General features: G+C 60.5%; 16 protein-coding genes and 3 tRNA genes. 3 read left to right on the forward strand and 16 right to left on the reverse strand.

Annotated elements, in window-relative coordinates:
- Positions 1–52 precede the first annotated feature (52 nt).
- From DWV48_RS04910 to DWV48_RS04940, 7 genes are all read right to left on the reverse strand, one after another.
- Positions 53–1981 carry a beta-glucoside-specific PTS transporter subunit IIABC gene (locus tag DWV48_RS04910; protein WP_118653720.1) on the reverse strand — a complete coding sequence of 643 codons (1929 nt, stop codon included), beginning with the start codon at positions 1979–1981 and terminating at the stop codon, positions 53–55.
- 15 nt (positions 1982–1996) lie between these two features.
- A complete protein-coding gene (locus DWV48_RS04915; protein ID WP_158574821.1) occupies positions 1997–2830 on the reverse strand; it encodes a PRD domain-containing protein in 834 nt (277 codons plus the stop codon).
- 317 nt (positions 2831–3147) lie between these two features.
- Complete coding sequence (locus tag DWV48_RS04920; protein WP_118653722.1) at positions 3148–3450, reverse strand: PTS sugar transporter subunit IIB; 303 nt, start codon at positions 3448–3450, stop codon at positions 3148–3150.
- Positions 3443–3775 carry a PTS lactose/cellobiose transporter subunit IIA gene (locus DWV48_RS04925; protein ID WP_118653723.1) on the reverse strand — a complete coding sequence of 111 codons (333 nt, stop codon included), beginning with the start codon at positions 3773–3775 and terminating at the stop codon, positions 3443–3445. Before DWV48_RS04925 ends, DWV48_RS04920 begins: the two co-directional genes overlap by 8 nt.
- Before the next feature lie 8 nt (positions 3776–3783).
- Entirely contained in the window at positions 3784–5274 is a 1491-nt protein-coding gene (locus DWV48_RS04930; protein WP_118653724.1) for a sulfatase-like hydrolase/transferase, read from the reverse strand.
- Positions 5275–5280: 6 nt separating this feature from the next.
- Positions 5281–6579: a PTS sugar transporter subunit IIC gene (locus DWV48_RS04935; RefSeq protein ID WP_118653725.1), complete on the reverse strand. Its 1299-nt coding sequence runs from the start codon at positions 6577–6579 to the stop codon at positions 5281–5283.
- A gap of 181 nt (positions 6580–6760) precedes the next feature.
- On the reverse strand, positions 6761–7528 hold the full coding sequence (locus DWV48_RS04940) for a MurR/RpiR family transcriptional regulator (protein ID WP_118653726.1): 768 nt from the start codon (positions 7526–7528) through the stop codon (positions 6761–6763).
- Positions 7529–7643: 115 nt separating this feature from the next.
- Between DWV48_RS04940 and DWV48_RS04945 the strand changes: the two genes are divergently transcribed.
- Complete coding sequence (locus tag DWV48_RS04945; RefSeq protein WP_118653727.1) at positions 7644–8732, forward strand: radical SAM protein; 1089 nt, start codon at positions 7644–7646, stop codon at positions 8730–8732.
- A gap of 111 nt (positions 8733–8843) precedes the next feature.
- Here DWV48_RS04945 and DWV48_RS04950 read toward each other — a convergent pair whose 3' ends face one another.
- The 9 genes from DWV48_RS04950 to gdhA all read right to left on the reverse strand — a co-directional run bounded on the left by DWV48_RS04950 (position 8844) and on the right by gdhA (position 20458).
- Positions 8844–9644 (reverse strand): sulfite exporter TauE/SafE family protein, encoded by an 801-nt coding sequence (locus DWV48_RS04950; protein WP_118653728.1) that lies wholly within the window; start codon positions 9642–9644, stop codon positions 8844–8846.
- Between the two features lie 147 nt (positions 9645–9791).
- Positions 9792–11162 (reverse strand): folylpolyglutamate synthase/dihydrofolate synthase family protein, encoded by a 1371-nt coding sequence (locus DWV48_RS04955; protein WP_118653729.1) that lies wholly within the window; start codon positions 11160–11162, stop codon positions 9792–9794.
- 9 nt (positions 11163–11171) lie between these two features.
- Positions 11172–11981 (reverse strand): formate/nitrite transporter family protein, encoded by an 810-nt coding sequence (locus DWV48_RS04960; protein WP_233546156.1) that lies wholly within the window; start codon positions 11979–11981, stop codon positions 11172–11174.
- Between the two features lie 191 nt (positions 11982–12172).
- Entirely contained in the window at positions 12173–14884 is a 2712-nt protein-coding gene (locus DWV48_RS04965; RefSeq protein WP_118653731.1) for a valine--tRNA ligase, read from the reverse strand.
- 22 nt (positions 14885–14906) lie between these two features.
- Entirely contained in the window at positions 14907–16325 is a 1419-nt protein-coding gene (gene clpX / locus DWV48_RS04970; protein ID WP_118653732.1) for an ATP-dependent Clp protease ATP-binding subunit ClpX, read from the reverse strand.
- Entirely contained in the window at positions 16325–16945 is a 621-nt protein-coding gene (locus tag DWV48_RS04975; RefSeq protein WP_118653733.1) for an ATP-dependent Clp protease proteolytic subunit, read from the reverse strand. The genes clpX and DWV48_RS04975 overlap by 1 nt, the downstream gene beginning before the upstream one ends.
- Positions 16946–17175: 230 nt before the next feature.
- A complete protein-coding gene (gene tig / locus DWV48_RS04980; protein WP_158574822.1) occupies positions 17176–18471 on the reverse strand; it encodes a trigger factor in 1296 nt (431 codons plus the stop codon).
- Between the two features lie 69 nt (positions 18472–18540).
- Positions 18541–18624: transfer RNA gene (locus tag DWV48_RS04985), tRNA-Leu, on the reverse strand.
- A 478-nt stretch (positions 18625–19102) separates the two neighbouring features.
- The gene (gene gdhA / locus DWV48_RS04990; RefSeq protein ID WP_118653735.1) at positions 19103–20458 is read right to left on the reverse strand and encodes an NADP-specific glutamate dehydrogenase; all 1356 of its coding nucleotides are present in this window, start codon (positions 20456–20458) and stop codon (positions 19103–19105) included.
- 213 nt (positions 20459–20671) lie between these two features.
- Here gdhA and DWV48_RS04995 point away from each other — a divergent pair.
- Together DWV48_RS04995 and DWV48_RS05000 are read left to right on the forward strand one after the other, a co-directional pair.
- Positions 20672–20748 (forward strand) — tRNA-Pro (locus DWV48_RS04995).
- A gap of 5 nt (positions 20749–20753) precedes the next feature.
- Positions 20754–20827: transfer RNA gene (locus DWV48_RS05000), tRNA-Gly, on the forward strand.
- Positions 20828–20947: the final 120 nt, after the last annotated feature.

A 20947-nucleotide genomic window follows, 5' to 3' on the forward strand; every position in this document is an offset into this window, starting at 1 on the left:
GCAATTGCGCGGGGCACGGGCGAACACCCATGACCCCGCACGATGAAATCGGCTACACGAGAACCGCGAGAAGCTCGCGATCAGTGGCAGCGGACGGCTCCTGAGAACGCACCACATCTTGGAAGCTCGCGGAGTTGGACACGAGGAAGATGACGGTGTCGTCATATCCCTCGGCAGCGAGAAGACTGCGGTCGAATTCGATCAGTGGCTGGCCTTGCGTAACCTTATCGCCAGCATTTACAAGCTTCCTGAATCCGCGGCCGTTTAGCTGAACGGTATCGATACCAACATGGATAAGAAGCTCCGCACCGGAGGCGGTGGTGATGCCCACGGCATGTCCCGTCTTGAAGAGCATGCTCACCTCGCCATCGGCAGGAGCAACGATGGTCCCTTCGCTCGGCTTGACCGCAACGCCTTTACCCACAGAACCGGAAGCAAACACCTCATCGTCAACGTTCTCGAGCGCAACAACACTACCTGCGACGGGAGCGACGAAAATCTCCTGTTTCACGGTATCAACGGCATCCACATCGGATGTGGCATCAGCGATGTTCTGAGCAGTGGCAGAAGAGGGCACTCCGAAGAAGAACGTGAGCAAAAAGCCCATTGCCATGGCAACCCCGAGAGCAACGAACACGCCGTAGAAGGTCATATCGAGCTCAGGTGAAGCGGGGTTGATGAAAGCGGGAATGTTGAAGAAGCCAAGCCCGCCCTGGGTATAGCGCATGCAACCAAAGAAACCAAGGATGGCGCCGCCAACAGCAGAGGAAACCAGCGTAAAGGCGAAGGGGCGCTTGAGGGGCAGCGTCACGCCGTAAATCGAAGGCTCAGACACACCAAAGAAGCTGGAAATGGCGGCAGGAAGCGCGACGGACTTGAGCTTCTTGTCCTTAGTACGCAGGTACACGGCAAGCACAACTGCCATCGTAGTGAACGGGACAGCGGCCATATAGCATGTCAGGTTCTCGTAACCCTGAACCATAAGGCTGTTAAGGGCAATGGGCGCAAAGGCGTGGTGCAGGCCAAAGACCACGAGCACCTGCCACAGACCACCAACAAGAACACCGGTAAGAACAGGGCTGAACTGCTGGACAGCGGTGATGCCTGCGGCGATGAGCTGACTGATCCAGGTCACGACGGGACCCACGAGCAGAAGCGTGAGCACGACGGTGATGGACAGGGTCGCAGCGGGAACGACAAACATCTTCACGACATCGGGAACGATCTTCTTGAAGAACTTCTCGACGCGGGCACCGAAGAACGTGGCGGCAATGATGGGCATGACGCTCGAGGTATAGCTCACCATAAGGACAGGGATGCCCAGGAAGGTCGTGGTGACGTTCGTAGCGATGGGCGTACCCTCGAACAAGGTGAATAGAGGCTCGGCAGCCTTGAGGCCCACGATGGTGGGATGCACGAGCGTGGCGCCAATTGCCATGCCGAGAAGCTTGTTCATGCCGAACTTCTCTGCGGAAGTGTAGCCGAGGAAGATCGGGAAGAAGTAGAACAGCGAGTCGCCGGCGGCGGAGAGAATCTGGGCAAAACCCGAGGTGGGGTCGAGCAACTTCATGGCCGTGCAGAAAGCCAGCAAACCCTTTATGATGCCGCAGCCCGCAAGCAACGGAATCGTGGGCGTCAGGATAGCCGAGATCATATCGACGATGCGGTCGAACGCGCTCTTTCCCTCGTTGTCGCTGACGTCGGAAACGTCACTCGCGGAACTGGCGAATTTGCCGAGCTTCATGACGGCGTCGAATGCATCCTCGACGTCATTGCCGATGACGACCTGGTACTGGCCGCCCTTCTGAATGACATCGATGATCCACTCGTGATTCTCGAGGGCCTCGGTGTCGGCGCGGCTCTCGTCTTTCAGCTTGAAGCGAAGACGGGTCACGCAATGACGCAGTGAGACGACGTTCTCGGTTCCGCCCACATGGTCCAAGACGAACTTGGCAAGGGCGTCGTAGTCTTTTTTAGCCACGGGTTCCTCCCAGCCTTATGCTCGATTGAGCAAACGTGCGATATGGATGATGAGGTAGGTGATCTCCTCATCCCCGATCGAGCGCTCGAGCTTGCCCTCAACGAACGCGCGCACATACTCGGCGACGGAATACGCCTCCGGATAGCTCTCCCTCACCATCTTCGACAGGGCGCTGGGGACTTGCGTCTGCTCGCCACCCAGCACGCGCTGCACGAAGAAGCGCACATGCACGGCCAAACGCTGATAGTCAAGATCGCCCTCGCTATATGCGAGATGCGCTTGATACCGAATGATCTGCATGACCTGGTCCATGAGCCTGAGCCCATCGATTCCTTGACGGGACCCAGCACCCTCCTGCTCCGCGTTGATGAGATGCAAGGCGATCGAAGCGGCCTCGGCGTCGCCGAGCGTCCCCTCGATGCCCTCGAGCTCGTCATCCAACAGCTCGATCGCCTTTTTGCCCACCTCGAACTCGCGGCGATAGTACTGGCTGATCTCCCAGGTCAGCGAGTTTTTGGGAAGAAGCCCCTTCTGTGCGCGCTCGTGAACATATGCGACGTGGTCGGTAAGCGCGATGTAGATGGAATCAGCAAGGCGAACCCCAAGTGTGCTCTGAGCATAATCGACAATCTCCCGGGCAAGATCGAAATACCGCTGCGGAATCGCGTTAACAAGCTGATACAGCTGACTTTGCTGCTCGACGGACGTGAACACGCGCTCGATCTTGTCCTCGGGAATCTCGCCGCCAAGCTCAACGTAACCGATGCCCAGGCCGATGACCACGAACTCGCGGCCCTTTTCATCCCGCGCAACGGCGACGTTGTTGTTGAGCGTCTTGGCGAGCCTCACGGCTTCACTCCTCCCCTGTTCGACATCGTGGTCTGCAAAACGAAAAACCCGGGCTGATAGAACCATCCCCCATGGGATCATTCTATCAACCCGGGTCCTGCCTGTTGTTCACAGTTACACGCCCTGTTGACGCACGATATACGATTGAATGGTTCTTTTGTACACCTTTTTCCTGATGGTTTGCAAGCGCATCAGATTGCATTGCTGCAAGCGGTTGCTGCAGACCGGCGAACGGCAAAACGGGGCTTCGATGCAAAACCGGGTTGATGACCTTATAAAGGCATCAACCCGGGCAAGATCAATCGCCGCGTTTGCCGCTAGTCCCCAAGAACCTCGCGGACATGCTCAATGACGCCGGCGCCGTTCATGGTGCCGTACATGACCGTATCGATCGCCTCGACGGGCTTGTCGGGGAACAGCCCCTTGACGCGGTCGACCTCGAAGCGAACCTGCGGACCGAGTAGGATGAAATCCGCATCACCTCCGAGCTTCGCCGCCTCGGAGACGGCATGTGCGGCTATCTCGACCTCATAGCCCTGGTCGGCGGCCACCGCCTTCATCCGCTCAACCAGCATGCTCGTGGACATGCCTGCGGCACAGAACAACATGATGTTACGCATGGATACAATCCTCCATCTTCTTGTACACGTTCACGATTTTACGGGCGAGGATCCCGAATGACTCGGCGCTCATGAGCTGGTCCTCAGCATGCATGAGGATGAGTGCGAACTCGCTCGACTCACCCGCAGCCTCTTTCTGAATCAGCCCGAAGTGAGCGTCATGCCCGGAGCGGAACTGCTCCTTGCCCTCCTCGATCAGCTTCTCGGCGCCCTCGAAATCACCCTGCTCGGCGCAGTCGATCGCCTGGATGTAGCAGGAGCGCGCGGCGCCGACGCTCGCGATGATCTGGAAGCTGACCAGCTGCACCTCTTCGGATACGGCCATTGGTCCCCCTAACGCTTGTCGAACTTGGGCGGCACGTAATCGGCCGTCTCCATGTAGAACCTGAGCAGCCTGTCTCGGAGCTGCGCGGCGGATTGGGCGTACGCCGGGTCATCGACCAGGTTGACGAGCTCCATGGGATCCGCCTCAAGGTCGTAGAGCTGATCGCCCTCGTACAGACGCATGACGTACTTGAGGTTGCCCATGCGCACCATCGCGCCCTTGGTGTGGGCCGAGCCCTCCTCGTGCTGCGCGGAGATGCGCGGCCAGTACGGGGACTCGGGCCCGTGCTCGGGCTCCATCGCCTGCCATTCGCCGTGGATGCGGCCGCCCTCGCAGAACACCGCGTCATGCGGCGTGTCCTCACCGGAGATCGCCCCCATCAGGGAGCTGCCGAACTGCACGTACCCCAGATCCACGCCGGCGATCTCCGCGACCGTCGCGGGAAGGTCGATCAGGCCGACGACGCCGTGGCGCACGCCCGGCTCCACCGGCACCGACGCTGCGGGCTTGACCACGAGGGGCACGTTCGTCAGGGGGTCCTCAAAGGAGTTCTGGCACTTCTCCGCGATGCCGTAGTCTCCCGTCAAGTCGCCATGGTCGCTGAACGCGAAGACGTTCGTGTCGTCGTACAGCCCGCGCTCGCGCAGCTTGTCGAGCACGAGGCCGAGCATGTGATCCCAGCGCGCCACCATGCCGAGATACACTGCGCGCATCTCGTCGTACTGGGGCTCACCCCAGCCCTTCATGTCCTGACGCTCGCGGATGGCGTTCAGGATGCCTGCCTTGCCCTCCAGCGTCTCCACATTGGGGCGACGCGGCGGAAGGGCCGTACGATCGACAAGCGAATACCATGGCTCCTCACAACCGTACGGGGGATGCGGGAACGACAGCGTGCAGTAGATGAAGAAGGGCTTTTCCTGCTTCTCGGGGTCGATGGAGTCCAAGAACGCCAGGGCGGCATTCACGCAGTTCCAGTCGAAGTCGCTATTGAGCGAACCCTCGGGGTACTTCCCCTGGAAGAAGGAGTACTTGAGATCGTGCCCCTCGAAGACCTCGGGCACCTCGGGCGTGGGGAAGTTCTTCCCGCCGAAGTTCATCTTGAGACCCTCGACGCCCACCTTGTCGACGAGATCGGTTCCATCGAAGAAATGGTCGCAATACGCCTCCTTGCTCCATGAGCCCGGGATGAAGTCGTTGCGACCGATCCACACGACCTCATACCCGGCCTCCTTCATGGTCTTGAGGATATTGGGATCCTCGCGATGCATCATGAAGTGCATCGTGCGGTGACCAAGCGTGTGGGGGTACAGGCCGGTCAAGAAGCTGCAGCGGCTCGGAACGCAAACGGGATTCTGGCAGTACGCGTCCGCGAAGGACACGCCCTCCTCCGCCATGGCGTCGAGGTTGGGGGTGCTCGCCGCCGGATTGCCCAGATGGGCCATTGAGTCCGCGCGCATCTGGTCCGCGACGAACCACACGATGTTGGAGCGATTGTCCATCAGCGCTTACGCCTCCTTGGCGGCTGCCTGCTCGTCGGCATATGCCTGCTTGTCGAGCATCTTGAAGAACGGGAAATAGATGGCGAACTGGAGGGCGACGAGAACCGCCTGCCAGATCATTGCCCGCCAACCGCCCGTAAGGAATCCGGACAGGAGCACAGGGGTACCGGTCTGCAGCTGCATTCCATTCAGAACGGGAACGAGCCCGATGGAAGTCACCGCGTAGGAAAGAACGAAGCTCAGGAGAGGCGTCAGGATCATGGGAATGAACATCATGACGTTGAGCATGAGGGGCATACCGAAGACGACGGGCTCGGAAACTCCGCAGAGCGCCGGGGCGATTGCCATCTTACCGAGGGACTTGTAGCGCTCGCTCTTGGCCACGAAGAGCATGCACAGAACAAGGCCGATGATGCCGCCGGACCCGCCGAGCTGGACGAAGGTGAACCACCACGTGTTGGTGAGGATGTTGGGCAGGGCCGCGGCGCCCGCTGCAAACGCATCGAGGTTCTCGAGGGCGGCGGGCATGTACAGCATGGTGATGAAAGGCATCGTGACCATACCGCCATGGATGCCGAAGAACCACAGCAGATTGCACAGAAGGACCAGGAGGCCGAAGGTGAGCGGGCTCTCGCTCAACGAGGCGAGCGGGGCCTTGAGCAAGCCATAGATCATTCCGTCAAAGGAACCAAAGGGGGTCAGGGCGCAGAGCTGGCGGACGATGACAAACAGGATGGTGATGCACAGCACGGGGATGATGCCGGCGAAACCCTTGGAAACGAACGGAGGGACGCCATCGGGCATCTTGATGGTGATGTTCCTCTTAATGAAGACCGCGTAGATGGCGGGAACGACGATACCGAGGATCATCGCGGAGAACAAGCCGGCAGACCCAAAGTAAGTCATGTCGATCATGTTGGCGACCGCGGTGCCGTCGGCAGCAATGCCGGAAGGAATGAGCAGCAGGAACACGAACAGCGAGGCTATTCCGATAATGGAAGACTGACCCTCGCAGTCAAGCTGCTCGGCCATGCATTTGCCTATGGCGAATGCGGCATACAGGGACAGCATGTTCGTCGTATACGTGGTCACATACGAGAACACCGTCTTGAGGCCATTCGCGGTGATGAACTCCTGATAGGGCGTAATGCTCAAGCCGGCGAGCAGCGACGCGATGGCGCCGACCATGATGATGGGCAGCAGCATGCCGAAACCGCCCGAAATGGCCTTCAAGACCTTGTTGTTGGAGAGCTTAGTCGCAAACGGGACGAGCGTCTTCTCCATCAGAGCTTGGAACTTCTCCATCTCTTCCCTCTTCTCTCGGTGCAGAAACACGGGAGCGATTCGGGCCCGGAACCGCTCTTCATCTTATAGAGTAGTCGATTTGGATATATGTCCGTTCTCTATTGGATATTTGTCCGTGAGTGGATAGTTTTCCACGATGAACGGCATGCTATGGATAGTTATCCATTTCATGCCGTTCACACTAGGAGAAATTTCGAGAGATGTTCAACAGGAGCATCTCTATGAACATGTAAACGATTACCTGGTCTTCGTAGAAGTTTATCGAGTCATCATGGCTGATCCAGGGAAGCACATATACCTCGGAAGCGTGCGGAACGAGGCTCGACCTGCCGTCCATGGTCACCAGATGCACATCGACCCCGCGCTCGCGCATCACATCCATATCCTCGCCATACATGCAATTACCTCGACCCTGCATGCTCAAGACGATGCAAACGTCTCCGCTCTCTAATATCGCTGCATCATCGGACATGACGATGGCGTCATCAGTCGGTTTATTGAAAATACCGAGTCTCGTCAGACGATGAGAAAGCTGCATCGCGCTCTGAAACGTCCTGTTCGACCCCCAAATTACAAGCCGCCTGGCCTGAACGATCGCCTCGGCGAGGGCGTCGAATTGCTCCTTGGAGACACACTGGGGAATCAGATGCATATATCGAGCATACGTGTCGACGAGCCTATTCGAATCGTCGTGATCCGCTTCCACAGAGGGGCTCTCAGCTGCCATCATGGCCCGGTTGAAGGAGAAGCGGAATTCGGCGAACCCATCATATCCGAGCTTTTGGCACATGCGGATAATCGCGGAGTTGGATGAACCGGTGAGCTTTGCCAGGTTGGTGATGCTGCTGCCCAACATGATATTCGGGTCGTTCAGGATCCGCTCGGCGGCCTTCAATTCTGATTTGGTGAGTGTAGGCAGAGCTCGACGCAGTTCATCAATGGGATTCATGGCCACTCCTCAAATTGGATATCTCTCCAAATAGTGTACCGCGCCCGAAGCCCTCGAAGCTCAAATCAACATGGTAGACTCCTCATCAGACCACAACGACCCGCTGCGAGGACCCATGAAGCACATCTCGTTTCTCATCAAACCCGCCAGCTCGACGTGCAACATGCGCTGCCGCTATTGCTTCTACGCGGATGTCGCAGAGCACCGCGAGACGGCGAACCACGGCGTCATGGAGGCCCCATGCGCCGAGGCCATCATCGATGCTGCATTCGCGCTCGGCCCCGACACCGAGGTGACCTTTGCCTTCCAGGGTGGCGAACCCACCTGCGCGGGGCTCGAGTTCTTCCGCTCGTTCTGCGCGCACGTCGATGAGGCTCGCGAGCGCCAGACGGTCCACTACGCCATCCAGACCAACGGTTACGTCATCGACGACACCTGGGCCGAGTTCCTCGCCGAGCACGACTTCCTCGTGGGCGTCTCCATCGACGGCTATCCCGAGATGCACGACTGGCTGCGACCCGATGCGCGCGGCGTGGGCACCATGGGCCGCGTGCTGGATGCTATATCGGCGCTGAGGCGGGCAGGCGCGGAATTCAACATCCTCACCGTCCTCACCGACCAGCTCGCCCATCACCCCCAAAAGCTCTACCGCTTCTACAAACAGCACAAGTTCGGCTTCGTCCAACTCATCCCCTGCCTGCCGGGACTCGATGAGACGAACGACGAGTACTCGCTGGAGCCCGAGAGCTTCGCGAGCTTCTACAAAACGTTCTTCCGCATGTGGCTCGAGGACTTCAAGCGCGGCGACCGCATGAGCGTGACGCTCTTCGACAACGTGATACCCCTGTTCGCAGGCGTTCGGCCCCAGCAGTGCGGCACGCTCGGGGCATGCGCACCGCAGTTCGTGGTCGAGGGCAACGGAGATGTGTACCCCTGCGACTTCTACGTGCTCGACCGATATTGCCTGGGCAACATCCGCGAAAACTCACTGGAGGACATGGCCACCTGCGACGCGCTCCGCACGTTCATCGCCGAACCCAGGCGCGATTGCACCCTGTGCGCGGACTGCCCCTTCGAGCGCATCTGCCACAAGAACTGCAAGCGCCTCAATACCTGCTACTATCGCGAGGACTATTGCGGATACCGCGACTTCCTCGAATACGCCGCCCCCGACATGATCGCGATTGCGCGCACGTTGCGCTAAAACGCTTCCAAGGGTTCGAGCACCCCACCTGTCGCCCGAACCCCAAAGCGGGCCCTTCCCCGTGTGGAGAGGGGCCCGTCTCTTCAGTGCGAGGCGATGGTGCCGAGCGATTTATGCCAGCACGGTGTACTTCGCGATGTTGTAGACATTGATAAGGATGATAACGACCATGAGGCCGATGAACAGTTTGTCAACTCGCTCGGAATCGATGCGCTTGTTCATAGCACGACCGGCGACGCCGCCCAAAATGCCACAGGCAACCATGCCCGCAATCAACGCAATGCTAATGCTCGCAAGATCCATCGTGAGGATGCTGCGAACAGTGCTCGCAGCCTGTGAGAACAGGATGATATACAGGGAGTTCTGCGCGGCCTCCTTGGTTTCCATGCTGAAGAAATAATAAAGGACGACGAGGTTGATGGGACCGCCGCCGATACCGAGGAAGCTCGACATGATGCCGAGGAACAGGCCGATGACCGCGCACGCAAGGGCCCCGCTGACCCGCTTGGTGGCGATCTTCTCCTTATTGACGGTGTAGACGAGGGTTCCGATGGTGATGACCATGAGCACCGCGGCCTGCACCGCGCCGGCGGTGTTGGGCGTGTCGAACAGGCCCTCGACCATGCTGAAGAGATCCTTGCCCACCAGGCCGCCCACTGCCGCGCCGATGGCAAGCGGCGTGGCGGTCTTGAAGTCGATCTGCGAGGCACCGGAGACGCGGGAGCGCAGGACCGAGTAGGCGGTCATGGACAGGACCGTGCATCCCGAGAGGAAATTGATGGTCGAAACAGGGAACACCCCGAGTGCGTCGAGCACGGGCTTGATGATGACCCCGCCGCCGATGCCGCAGATCGCGCCGATGATCGACGAGAAGAAGCAGACAGCGAACACTGCTGCGTAGATGATTGCCATCGATTGCCTCCGAACATATATACACACATTTCGAACATTATCGAACACATCGACAGATGATACCACTCATCGCACGAGGCGTGTCGGAATTCGCCGCGCGGCGGCCACGATGCAACGCGCAAGCCGCCGCGCGGAGAATCGGATGGCCTAACGCCGCAGAAGGCCGGCGACCTCCCCCGCCAGCGTGATGGTACCAGCCGCGACCAGCTCCAGCCCGGAAGCAGTTGCCCAATCGAGCGCAGATGCGACGTCCTCAAAGACGGAAAGCACATCCCCCTCATCGCGGCCCAGCTCACCAAGCTTGGCTCGCACGAGATCCGCGAGTTCCCCCGCGGGCATCGCACGGTCGCTCGCGGTCTGCGCGATGACGATTTGAGGAAACGCCGGCACGAGCACATCGACGATGCCCGACACATCCTTGTCGGAAAGAGCGGCGATGAGCAGGGCGGGTCGATTGGACATGCAGGGCTCCACCTCGTTGAGTGCGCGCACAAAGTTCTCGCAACTCTGAGGATTGTGGCAGGCGTCGACGAGCACCAACGGGTCGGTGCGGGCCACATCGAAGCGGCCCGGTATGGGACAGGAGTCGAGGCTTCTCTCGAGCGCGCCGACGTTCAGAGCGCATCCAAGGTATCCCTCGGCCAACGCGATGGCACACGCGGCGTTTTGCGGCTGATATGCAGGTTTGCGCATGTCCACGCGATATTCCGCGCGGGGGGTCCGGGTGCGAAACGACACGACGCCCCCAATGCGATCGGGCTCGCGGAGCGTCTCGTGCGAAACGACCCAGGGCGTCACGCCACATGCAGCGCAGCGCTCGTCCATGACGCGCTGGACCTCCGGCACATGCGTACCCTCGCCCAAAACCACAAAGCGACCCGGCTTGATGACCGCCGCCTTCTCGCACGCGATCTGCCCGAGCGTGTCACCCAGAATACGCGTATGGTCGAGGCCGATGCCCGTGATCGCGACGGCAACGGGATCAGTCGCGCTCGTGGCGTCCCAGCGCCCGCCCAGGCCGACCTCGAGCACCGCCACGTCAACGCGGGCCTCCGCGAACACCACCATCGCCGCCACGGTCAGCAGGTCGAACGGCGTGATCGTGTAGGATGGCTCCCCGGCGGCGACGCGATGCGCGTTCACCCGACGACCCGCCTCAGCCGCGACGGACACGCCATGTGCGAACTCTGAGGGCTTGACCACGGCGCCGTCGACCTCCATGCGCTCCTCGTAGCGCACCAGCTGGGGAGACGTGTACAGGGCGGTTCGCTTGTCCTCGCCACGCAGGATGGCCGCGGCAAAGCGCGTGGTGGATGTCTTGCCGTTCGTTCCGGCGACCTGAATGCAATCGAAGTGCTCATCGGGGCGCTCAAGCTCCTCGAGCATATCGACCACCGTCTCGAGCAGCGGGCCCGCGTCGCCGGAGATCTTGCCGGTATCGGCAGCGATGGCAACCGCGTCATCATAGGCGAGCTCGGCCACTTCGAACGGAACGCTATAGACTCCCTGGCGCTTCATGCAGCCCTCCTAATTGCGATCTTCGCGGCCGTACACAAACCAGTACGCGGCAGCGATCGCGACGCCGCCCACGATATTGCCAAGCGTGACGAACACGAGATTAGAGGCAACCCCCAGCACCACCACGGACGAACCGCCCCACAACGCCTCGATAACCAAGCCAAGCGGGAGAAAGAACATGTTCGCGACCGAGTGCTCAAAACCCAGGACCACAAAGGCGACCACGGGCAGTATGGCGGCAGCGAGCTTGTCACACACCGTCTTGCCAGCGCTGCCCATCCACACGGCAAGGCAAACGAGCACGTTGCACAGGATGCCGCGCGAGAACGCGACGACCGGACTTAAGGACGCCTTAGATGCCGCGACCGAGCAAGCAAGCTCGCCGACGGCTCCTCCCTGCATCTCGGCAAAGCCCGAAACGAGGAGCAACACGACCACCAAAAGGGCTCCCACGGCGTTGCCCGCGTACACAATCGCCCATTTACGCAGCATACGAACGAGCGGATACCGCCCATCGAGCGCGCCGATAACCATGAGGCAGTTACCGGTGAACAACTCGGCACCGGCAACGAGCACCAAAAACAGGCCCAGGCAGAACGCGAGACCGCCCAAAACGAGCGAGATGGTCGGGGAAAGCGACACATCGGACCGTACCATGAGCATGAACGACGCGCCCAGGGCCACAAATGCGCCGGCTAGGATCGCCAAAACGAACGCCCGACCGCGCGTGAGACGCGCCTTGGCAAAGCCGATATGGACGAATGCCTCTTGCGTCTTCGCCGGTGGAAGCATCACCGTGCCGTTTTCGTTATCTGCCATATGTGCCCTCCCCATACTACCGGCACTGGCCCCAATTGCATCCGGGGCGCAGCTGGGGAGTAACCTATCTCAGTTGTATCCATGTCTAGGGTTTTCCAGGTGCCCCAAATCCGGCCGAACGTAAAGGCGCGGTGTACGGACGTACATAAGCCTTTAGGTTCGACCGGAGATGGGGTGTCTGGGAAAGCCGACTATGCGAAGTCCTCAAGCTGCGCCTTGATGGCAGCGATGGTCTCCACCAGCTCAGCGGCACGCTCGCGCTTCTTGGCAACGACCTCGGGGGCGGCCTTCGCCACAAACCCCTCGTTGCCGAGCATACGCTCGGCGCCTGCGAGCTCCTTCTCGGCAGCCTTCAATTCCTTCTCCATGCGGGCGCGTTCGGCGTCGAAATCGACAAGATCACCCATGACGACGTAGGCGTCGAAATCCGGACCAGCGAGAGCGATGGCCTTCTCGGGCTTCACGAACTCGTCGGCCGTGAGAACCACGAGCTCGCTCACATTGGCCAATCCGCGGATGAAGTCGGCCATGCCGATAATGTCTTCGGCAACCTCGGCAGTGCCGGCCTTGACCTCGCAGCGCAACTCCTGCTTGGGGGAGATGCGATAGCGGGCGCGCGTGGAACGAACATCGGACACGAGTGCGCGCGCAAGTTCGAACGTGCGCTCGGCGGGCTCGTCGATGAAACGGGCGAGGTCCGCAGGCTCGGGCCAGGAGGCGATCATGAGAGCCTCGGCGCGCTCAATCGAACCGTCCTCGTTCACGTCGAGCCAGCTTGCGGGCATCTGGTCCCAAATGGCCTCGGTCACGAACGGCATGAGCGGGTGCATCAGGCGCAGAGAGGCGTCGAGGACGAACATGAGGTTGCGCTGGGCCTGGAGGCGCGCCGCGTCATCCTTAAGACGGGTCTTGGTGACCTCGACGTACCAGTCGCAGACCTCGTTCCAGAAGAAGTTCTGAACACCGCGCGCCATCTCGCCGAACGTATAGTGCTCAATGCCCTCGGTGACGAGTTGGGCGGCCTTCGCGAGGCGGCTGAACATCCAGGCGTCGGCAGCGGTCTCGGCAACCGGCTCGCCCGGGGTGTAGCCATCCATGTTCATAAGCAGGAACCGGCTCGCATTCCAGATCTTGGTGACGAAGGAGCGGGCCTGTTCGGTGCGGGCGGAACCCTTGAGCGCCTTGGTCTTCTTGTCGATGTCGGCGTCGAACTTGACGTCCTGGTTGGTGGTGCACAGCGTGAGCAGGTTGAAACGCATGGCGTCGGCGCCGTACATGTCGATGAGGTCCATGGGATCCACACCGTTGCCCTTGGACTTGGACATGCGGCTGCCGTCCTTGGCAAGGATCGTCGGGTAGATCACGACATCGTGGAACGGCACCTCGTCGAGGAAGTACAGGGAGCTCATGACCATGCGGGCAACCCACAGCGCGATGATGTCGCGTGCGGTGACGAGCGCCGTAGTGGGGTGATGACCCTCGAGCTGCTCGGGGTGCTGCGGCCACCCTTGCGTGGCAAAGGTCCACAGCTGGGAGCTAAACCAGGTGTCGAGCACGTTCTCGTCCTGGTGAACGTGGGTGCAGCCGCACTTGGGGCAGACGGTGACGTCGTCCATGCAGGCGTCTTCCCAACCGCATTCCTCGCAGTAGAACACGGGGATACGATGACCCCACCACAGCTGGCGGGAGATGCACCAATCTTTCAGGTTCTCCATCCAGGTGGTGTAGGTGTCGGTCCAGCGGGCGGGGTGGAAGGTCACGCGACCGTCGCGCACAGCGTCGAGCGCAGGGGCCTTCAACTTGTCGACCGCGACGAACCACTGCTCGGAGAGCCAGGGCTCGAGCGTGTTATCGCAGCGGTAGCAGTGCATGACGGAGTGATCGTGCTCTTCGATATGGTCGAGCAGGCCGTGCTCCTCGAACCAAGCGAGGACAGCCTCGCGGCACTCGTCGCGGGTCATTCCGGTGAACTCACCGTAGCCCTCGACCACCACGGCATGCTCGTCGAAGATGTTGATCTTCTCCAGGCCGTGGGCCTCGCCCATCGCGTAGTCGTTGGGGTCGTGCGCCGGGGTAACCTTGACGAAGCCGGAGCCGAAGTTCGGATCCACATGCCAGTCGTCGAAGATGGGAATCTCGCGGTCCACGATCGGGAGTTTGACGGTCTTGCCCACGAAGGCAGCCTTCTCGGGATCCTTGCTGGACACGGCGATACCGGTATCGCCCAGCATGGTCTCGGGGCGCGTGGTGGCCACGACGATGTACTCCTGGCCGTTGACGGGCTCGGTCAGCGGGTAGCGGAGGTGCCACAGGTGGCCCTTCTCGTCCTTGTACTCGGCCTCATCGTCGGAGATGGCGGTGGTGCAGCTGGGGCACCAGTTAACGATGCGCTTGCCACGGTAGATCAGGCCATCGTGGTACCAATCACAGAAGACCTTGCGCACCGCCTCGGCGTACTCGTCGTCCATGGTGAAGCGCTCGCCGTCGAAATCGACGGAGCAGCCCATACGCTTGATTTGCTCGACGATGGTGCCGCCGTACTCGTGCGTCCAATCCCAACAGGCATCGATGAACTTGTCACGCCCGATCTCCAAGCGGGAGATGCCCTCGGACTTGAGCTTCTTATCGACCTTGGTCTGGGTGGCGATACCCGCGTGGTCGGTGCCGAGAATCCAACGCGTGGAGCGACCGCGCATGCGGGCCATGCGAACAATGGCGTCCTGAATGGAGTCGTCGGTGGCGTGGCCCATGTGAAGGATGCCCGTCACGTTGGGCGGCGGGATGGTGACGGTGCAGTCGCCCACGCCCTCGCGGCGCTTGTAGTAGCCGCCATCGAGCCACTTCTTGAGGATCACCGGCTCATTGACCGCCGGATCGTAATTCTTGGGCATCTCTTCTGCCATGAGTGTCCTTCCTATGGATACGTTAGTCCAGGTCGATGTCGGATCCCTCGTAAACGCGGCGGGGTTGCTCGTCGCCATGAACAGCGGCGGCGGTCACCACAACCTGGCTCACGCCCTGCTCGCTCGGCAGGTCGAACATCGTCTGCTGGAGCAGCTCCTCGCAGATGCTGCGCAGGCCGCGAGCGCCCGTCTTGCGGGCAAGTGCCTTCTTGGCGATCTCGTGCAGAGCCTCGGCCTCGAACACGAGCTCGACGCCCTCCATGGCAAACATGCGGCGATACTGCTTGACCACGGCGTTCTTGGGCTCCGTGAGGATGCCCACCAGGTCATCTTCGGAGAGGGCCTGGGTCTGGGTGATCACCGGAGTACGGCCAATGAACTCGGGGATCATGCCAAAGTTGTTGAGGTCCTCGGGAAGCACCTGCTTAAGGAGCACATTCTCGTCCTTTGACGTGGGGCCGGCGATCTCGGAATTGAAACCGACGCCCTGGTTTCCCACGCGGTCGGAGATGATCTTGTCGAGTCCCACGAACGCGCCACCGCAGATGAACAAGATGTTCGTGGTGTCGATCTGGAGCAGCTCCTGCTGAGGGTGCTTGCGTCCGCCCGTGGGCGGGACGCTCGCGACGGTACCCTCAAGGATCTTGAGGAGCGCCTGCTGCACGCCCTCACCGGAGACGTCGCGCGTAATGGAGAGGTTCTCCGCCTTGCGTGCGATCTTGTCGATCTCGTCGACGTAGATGATGCCGATCTGCGCGCGATCGATATCGCCGTCGGCGGCGGTGATGAGCTTGAGCAGGATGTTCTCGACGTCCTCGCCCACATAGCCCGCCTCGGTGAGCGCCGTGGCATCGGCGATGGCGAACGGGACCTCGAGCACGCGGGCGAGCGTCTGGGCGAGCAACGTCTTGCCGGTGCCGGTGGGACCGAGCAGCAAGATATTGCTCTTGGCAAGCTCGACATCTTCGTCCAGGGACGCAGCGTGGGCACCACGGGCAGCGGCATCCGACGCATCCCCCTCGAGCACGCGACGATAGTGGTTGTACACCGCCACGGACATGGCGCGCTTAGCGTCCTCCTGACCCATGACGTACTGCGACAGGGCATCATAGATCTCATGCGGCGTGGGAACACGCGTAATGAGCTTTGAGGCAGTCTCGCGCATGGTCGGCGCGGGAGCCTCCTCTGCCGGAGGCTCCACCGTGGCAGCCCCATCCTGTTGAGCAGCGTAAGCGGCCCCAAAGGCGCGCATCATCTCGTCCTGGGCAAAGGACTGCTCGAGAATCTCATTGCACGCCTCAACGCACTCGTCGCAGATGAACATGCCGTCGTGTCCGCGCACGAGCTTGCGCACCTGATCTTGCGTCTTGCCGCAGAATGAGCAGCGGACCGGAACCTCACCATCGGAGCCCGGCGTACGGCCAAAGTCCTCCCCCGCCATTAGCGCTCGCTCCCGGAGTCGTTGCGGGAGGTCACGATGCGGTCGATAAGGCCGTATTCGAGGGCTTGATCGGCGCGAAGGTAATGATCACGCTCGGTATCCTGTTCAACCTGCTCAAAAGGCTTGCCCGTGACATCGGCCAAAATGTGGTTGAGCGTGGTGCGCGTCTCGCGGATCTCGCGGGCGGCGATCTCAATCTCGGTCTGCTGGCCCTGGGCACCGCCGCTGGGCTGATGGATCATGATCTTGGAATGGGGCAGGCAGAAGCGCTTGCCCTTGGCACCGCTCGCAAGAAGAACCGCAGCCATTGACGCCGCCATGCCAACGCAGATGGTGGAAACATCGGGCTTGATGTAATTCATGGTATCCAGAATGGCAAGGCCCGAATAAACCTCACCGCCCGGCGAGTTGATGTAGAGCGAAATGTCCTTCTCGGCATCCTGGCTCTCAAGATGCAGCAGCTGGGCGATCACGAGGTTCGCGGTCACCGAATTGACCTCCTCGCCCAAAAAGACGATGCGGTCGTTGAGCAGGCGCGAATAGATGTCGTAGCTGCGCTCTCCGCGAGGAGTCTGCTCGACGACGTAAGGCACGAGCGCAGAGTCGATGCGATGGATCATATGGCTCCCTTCGGGATAAGACGCCGCGAATCGGCGCCTGAAGATGCTGTTTGGTCGTCATCGAGTGAACGCTGAAGAACATTTGGCACTCGATAGAAACGTACGGTGCCCAATCCCGCCGAGCGCGATGGGGCACCGTACGCAAATCAGCCGTACAGCCGCTTATGATACGCCATTTTTGCCGAAGGCCATGCGAGAGCACAGAGTCCGGCGGGCGTGACGCAGATACGCTACTCGGCCTTGGCCTCAGCGGCGCGAGCGGCCTCGTCGACCTCGGTCACCTTAGCGTTCTCGACCAACCAGTCGACAGCCTTGGAACGACGAATGGAATCGCGGATGGCGGGCATGCGGCCCTCGGCGAGGAACTGAGCCTTGGAGGCTTCGACGTCCTCAACACCAGCGCGCTCGAACTCGCCGTTGACATCCTCGTCGGTGACCTCGACCTTGAGCTCGCGAGCGAGCGCGTCGAGGGCGAGGGACTCGCGGGCAACGTCGTTGGCCTGACGGTGCAGGTCGGAGATGAACTCCTCAGAGCTGATGCGGTTGGCCTGCAGCCAGCCGTCGAGGCTCACGCCGCGAGCGGAGAGGCTCTGCAGGAAATTCTGGCCGAGCTCCTGGAAGACGGACTGCTCGTAGTCCTCGTCCATCTCGTCAAGCTGAAGACGCTCGGCGAGCTTGGCGACAGCGCGATTCTCCTTGAGCTGCGGGAGCTGGGAGGACTTGTCAGACTCGATCTCGAGCTTCACGGCGTCGCGCATGGCGTCAATGCCATCGAAGCCGAAGTTGGTCTTTGCGAACTCATCGGTAAGCTCGGGGAGTTTGCGCTCCTTGACGCTCTTGACGGTGACCTCGACGGAAGCCTCCTCGGCACCCTCGACCTCTGGCGTCCAAGAAATGGTCTTGGTCTCGTCGACGTTCATGCCCATCAAGCCCTCGTCGAACTCCTTCGGCAGATTACCGGAACCCATGGCGATCATGCGGCCCTCGCCGGCGAGCGCCTCGGCGTTGGCGACGTTCTTGATGTCAACGGTCACATAATCGGCGGCCTCGACGCCACGCTCGACGTCCTCAAACGTGGCGTGGTAACCCATGAGCATGTCGACCTGCTGGTCGATCTCGGCCTCGGTGACCTCCGCGGGAGGCATCTCGATCTCAACGGCATCGTAAGAGGAGAGCTCGGGGGTGGGGCGCAGGGTGAACTCGACCACATAGGTGTAGTCGGTGCCATCGACGCACAGGTCGATCTCCTGGTAATCGCCCTCCTTGACGGGAACGATGTCAAGCTCGTTGAGGACGTTGCCCTCGTTGGCGCCGATCAGCTCATTGGTGGCCTGCGCGAGCACGGCCTCCTTACCCAGGGCGGAGTCGATCACGGGACGCGGGGCCTTGCCGGCGCGAAAGCCGGGGAAACGGTACTTCTTGGCAGCCTCCTTGTAGGCCTTCTTGATGGCCGCGTCGACGTCGGCAGCCGGAATGGTGACCGTGGCGGTAAGCTTGGCGTCCTTCACGTCAGAAGTGATGTTCAACGTTCCTCCTCTAATACATGCCCGGCATATGTGGGTGCCGGGGTCCCTTTGGTACCTTGTGTGCGTGTGTGGTGCGGGCGAAAGGACTCGAACCTTCACGGGAACCCCACTGGAACCTAAATCCAGCGCGTCTACCAATTCCGCCACGCCCGCAGCTAGTCACACAGGCGAACATAATAGCAAAAAGAACGGCTACGCGCTTGTCTGCAACAAGAAGCGTCAAAAACCCGCATCACAGCTGCACATACCTCAGCACATACCCCTTCCGTGCGCGCCAGCCGAGTAGTTCGCTCGAATAGCAGGAAAGGTACCGAAGACGCTACTAAGCAACTTCGAAGGCATAGTGTACGAAGAAGAGCCCTCTTTTATTTAACACCTGTTTGTTATCTCAGCGCTTCAAGGCGTTTTGCAACAGGTACCTTCCTCCAAAATGGTCCTTATCCGGACCCTAAGGTACATATTGTCGATATTTGTAAGTGTTTTTGCACGGACAACATTTTCGAGACGCCAGCGATCGGGACACCAAAGCGGGGCCCGCGCTTGAGCGCGGACCCCGCTTACGGTCAGGCGCTGCCAAACCGGTTAAGAGCGCAAGGACTAGGGGCTCCAGAAGCCCCAAGCCACGATGCTCCTAGACGATGCCCTGAGCCATCATGGCATCGGCAACCTTCTTGAATCCAGCGATATTAGCGCCGACCATGTAATTGCCCTCGAAGCCGTATGCGGCAGCGGCATCATCGCAGGCATGGTAAATGCCGCGCATAATGCTCTCGAGCTTGGCGTCGACCTCGTCGAACGTCCAAGAAATGTGACCGGCGTTCTGGCTCATCTCGAGACCAGAAGTGGCAACACCGCCGGCATTCGCGGCCTTACCGGGCATGAAGGCGACGCCGTTCTCAATGAGGTAGTTGGTCGCATCGGTGGTTGTGGGCATGTTTGCGCCCTCGCCGACTACCTTGCAGCCGTTTGCCACGAGTGCCTGGGCGTCCTCGAGAAGCAGCGTGTTCTCACGAGCGCACGGCAACGCGATGTCGCAGGGAAGCTGCCACACGCCGCGGCCGTCCTCCGCGTGCCAAGTGGCACTCGGGTGAGCGTCGACGTACATGGCAAGGCTCACGCCGCGGTCGTTGCCGGAACGCTTCTTGTTGTAGATATCCTCGAGCACCTGATAGTCGATGCCCTCGGGGTCCTCGACCCAGCCCTTGGTATCGGAAGCGGCAATCACCTTGCCGCCAAGCTGGGAGACCTTCTGGATAGCGTAAATGGCAACGTTGCCGGAACCATGAACCACAACGGTCTTGCCCTCGAAGGACTCTCCGTGGCACTTGAGATACTCATCGACGAAGTACACGAGTCCGTAGCCGGTTGCCTCGGTGCGAGCGAGGGAGCCGCCAAACGAGAGCCCCTTGCCAGTGAGAACGCCCGTCCACTCATTGCGCAGGCGCTTGTACTGACCGAACATGTACCCAATCTCACGTCCGCCCACGCCAAGGTCACCGGCGGGAACATCGGTATCGGGGCCGATGTGACGGTAGAGCTCCGTCATGAAAGACTGGCAGAAACGCATGATCTCGTTGTTGGACTTGCCCTTGGGGTCGAAGTCGGAGCCGCCCTTGCCGCCGCCCATGGGCAGCGTGGTAAGGGAGTTCTTGAAAATCTGCTCAAAACCCAGGAACTTGAGCATGCCCAGCGTCACCGTGGGATTGAAACGCAGGCCACCCTTGTAGGGCCCGATTGCGGAGTTGAACTCGACGCGGTATCCGCGGTTGACCTGACACTTACCGGAGTCGTCAACCCAGGGAACGCGGAACATGACAATGCGCTCGGGCTCGACCAGACGCTCGAGAAGAGACGCCTCCTCATATGCGGGCTCCTTGTCGACAGCGGGCGCGATCGAGGTAAGGACCTCGTCGGCAGCTTGGATGAACTCGGGCTGATCGGCATAGCGCTCGTGCAGCTCGGCGATGACCCTCTCGGTGTAGGTCATGGTTTGCCTCCAATGTATGAGAATGGTGATGCGGTGCATATAGTACTACGGCTGAATAGGGCAAAGGGGAAACGGAATGGACATGTTTCCTAGCGGTTTCGATGCGATGAACGCTCAATTGCCGATGACCGTTGCCGAATGCACGCAGGTGCTCTATAATCGCTAACGCCTTGGGACAAGCAGGGTCATGGTACCCCAGCTGCTCAGCACCTTCGGGACGTGGCGCAGTTTGGTAGCGCGCCTGCTTTGGGAGCAGGATGTCGCAGGTTCAAATCCTGTCGTCCCGACCACATTCGCGGGCGTAGTTCATCGGTAGAACCTCAGCCTTCCAAGCTGATGAGGCGGGTTCGACTCCCGTCGCCCGCTCCAGTAAAAGACGCAGGTCAGAGTTGTTAAAACCCTGGCCTGTTTTGTTTTTCTGTTTTCATGGGACACGCCGATGGGGCACACTTGCGCAAAAATGCGACAGAAAACGCGGCGAGGAAGGCA

This window comes from Collinsella sp. AF08-23, assembly GCF_003479805.1.
Taxonomy (GTDB): Bacteria; Actinomycetota; Coriobacteriia; order Coriobacteriales; family Coriobacteriaceae; genus Collinsella.

Bases quoted from the DNA above. Each gene is read 5' to 3' on its own strand.
- DWV48_RS04940 (WP_118653726.1), bottom strand. From the start codon at position 7,528: ATGAATCCCATTGATGAACTGCGTCGAGCTCTGCCTACACTCACCAAA.
- DWV48_RS04925 (WP_118653723.1), bottom strand. From the start codon at position 3,775: ATGGCCGTATCCGAAGAGGTGCAGCTGGTCAGCTTCCAGATCATCGCG.
- DWV48_RS04935 (WP_118653725.1), bottom strand. From the start codon at position 6,579: ATGGAGAAGTTCCAAGCTCTGATGGAGAAGACGCTCGTCCCGTTTGCG.
- DWV48_RS04975 (WP_118653733.1), bottom strand. From the start codon at position 16,945: ATGATCCATCGCATCGACTCTGCGCTCGTGCCTTACGTCGTCGAGCAG.
- clpX (WP_118653732.1), bottom strand. From the start codon at position 16,325: ATGGCGGGGGAGGACTTTGGCCGTACGCCGGGCTCCGATGGTGAGGTT.
- DWV48_RS04930 (WP_118653724.1), bottom strand. From the start codon at position 5,274: ATGGACAATCGCTCCAACATCGTGTGGTTCGTCGCGGACCAGATGCGC.
- DWV48_RS04960 (WP_233546156.1), bottom strand. From the start codon at position 11,981: ATGGCAGATAACGAAAACGGCACGGTGATGCTTCCACCGGCGAAGACG.
- DWV48_RS04955 (WP_118653729.1), bottom strand. From the start codon at position 11,162: ATGAAGCGCCAGGGAGTCTATAGCGTTCCGTTCGAAGTGGCCGAGCTC.
- DWV48_RS04950 (WP_118653728.1), bottom strand. From the start codon at position 9,644: ATGGCAATCATCTACGCAGCAGTGTTCGCTGTCTGCTTCTTCTCGTCG.
- DWV48_RS04965 (WP_118653731.1), bottom strand. From the start codon at position 14,884: ATGGCAGAAGAGATGCCCAAGAATTACGATCCGGCGGTCAATGAGCCG.
- DWV48_RS04920 (WP_118653722.1), bottom strand. From the start codon at position 3,450: ATGCGTAACATCATGTTGTTCTGTGCCGCAGGCATGTCCACGAGCATG.
- gdhA (WP_118653735.1), bottom strand. From the start codon at position 20,458: ATGACCTACACCGAGAGGGTCATCGCCGAGCTGCACGAGCGCTATGCC.
- DWV48_RS04945 (WP_118653727.1), top strand. From the start codon at position 7,644: ATGAAGCACATCTCGTTTCTCATCAAACCCGCCAGCTCGACGTGCAAC.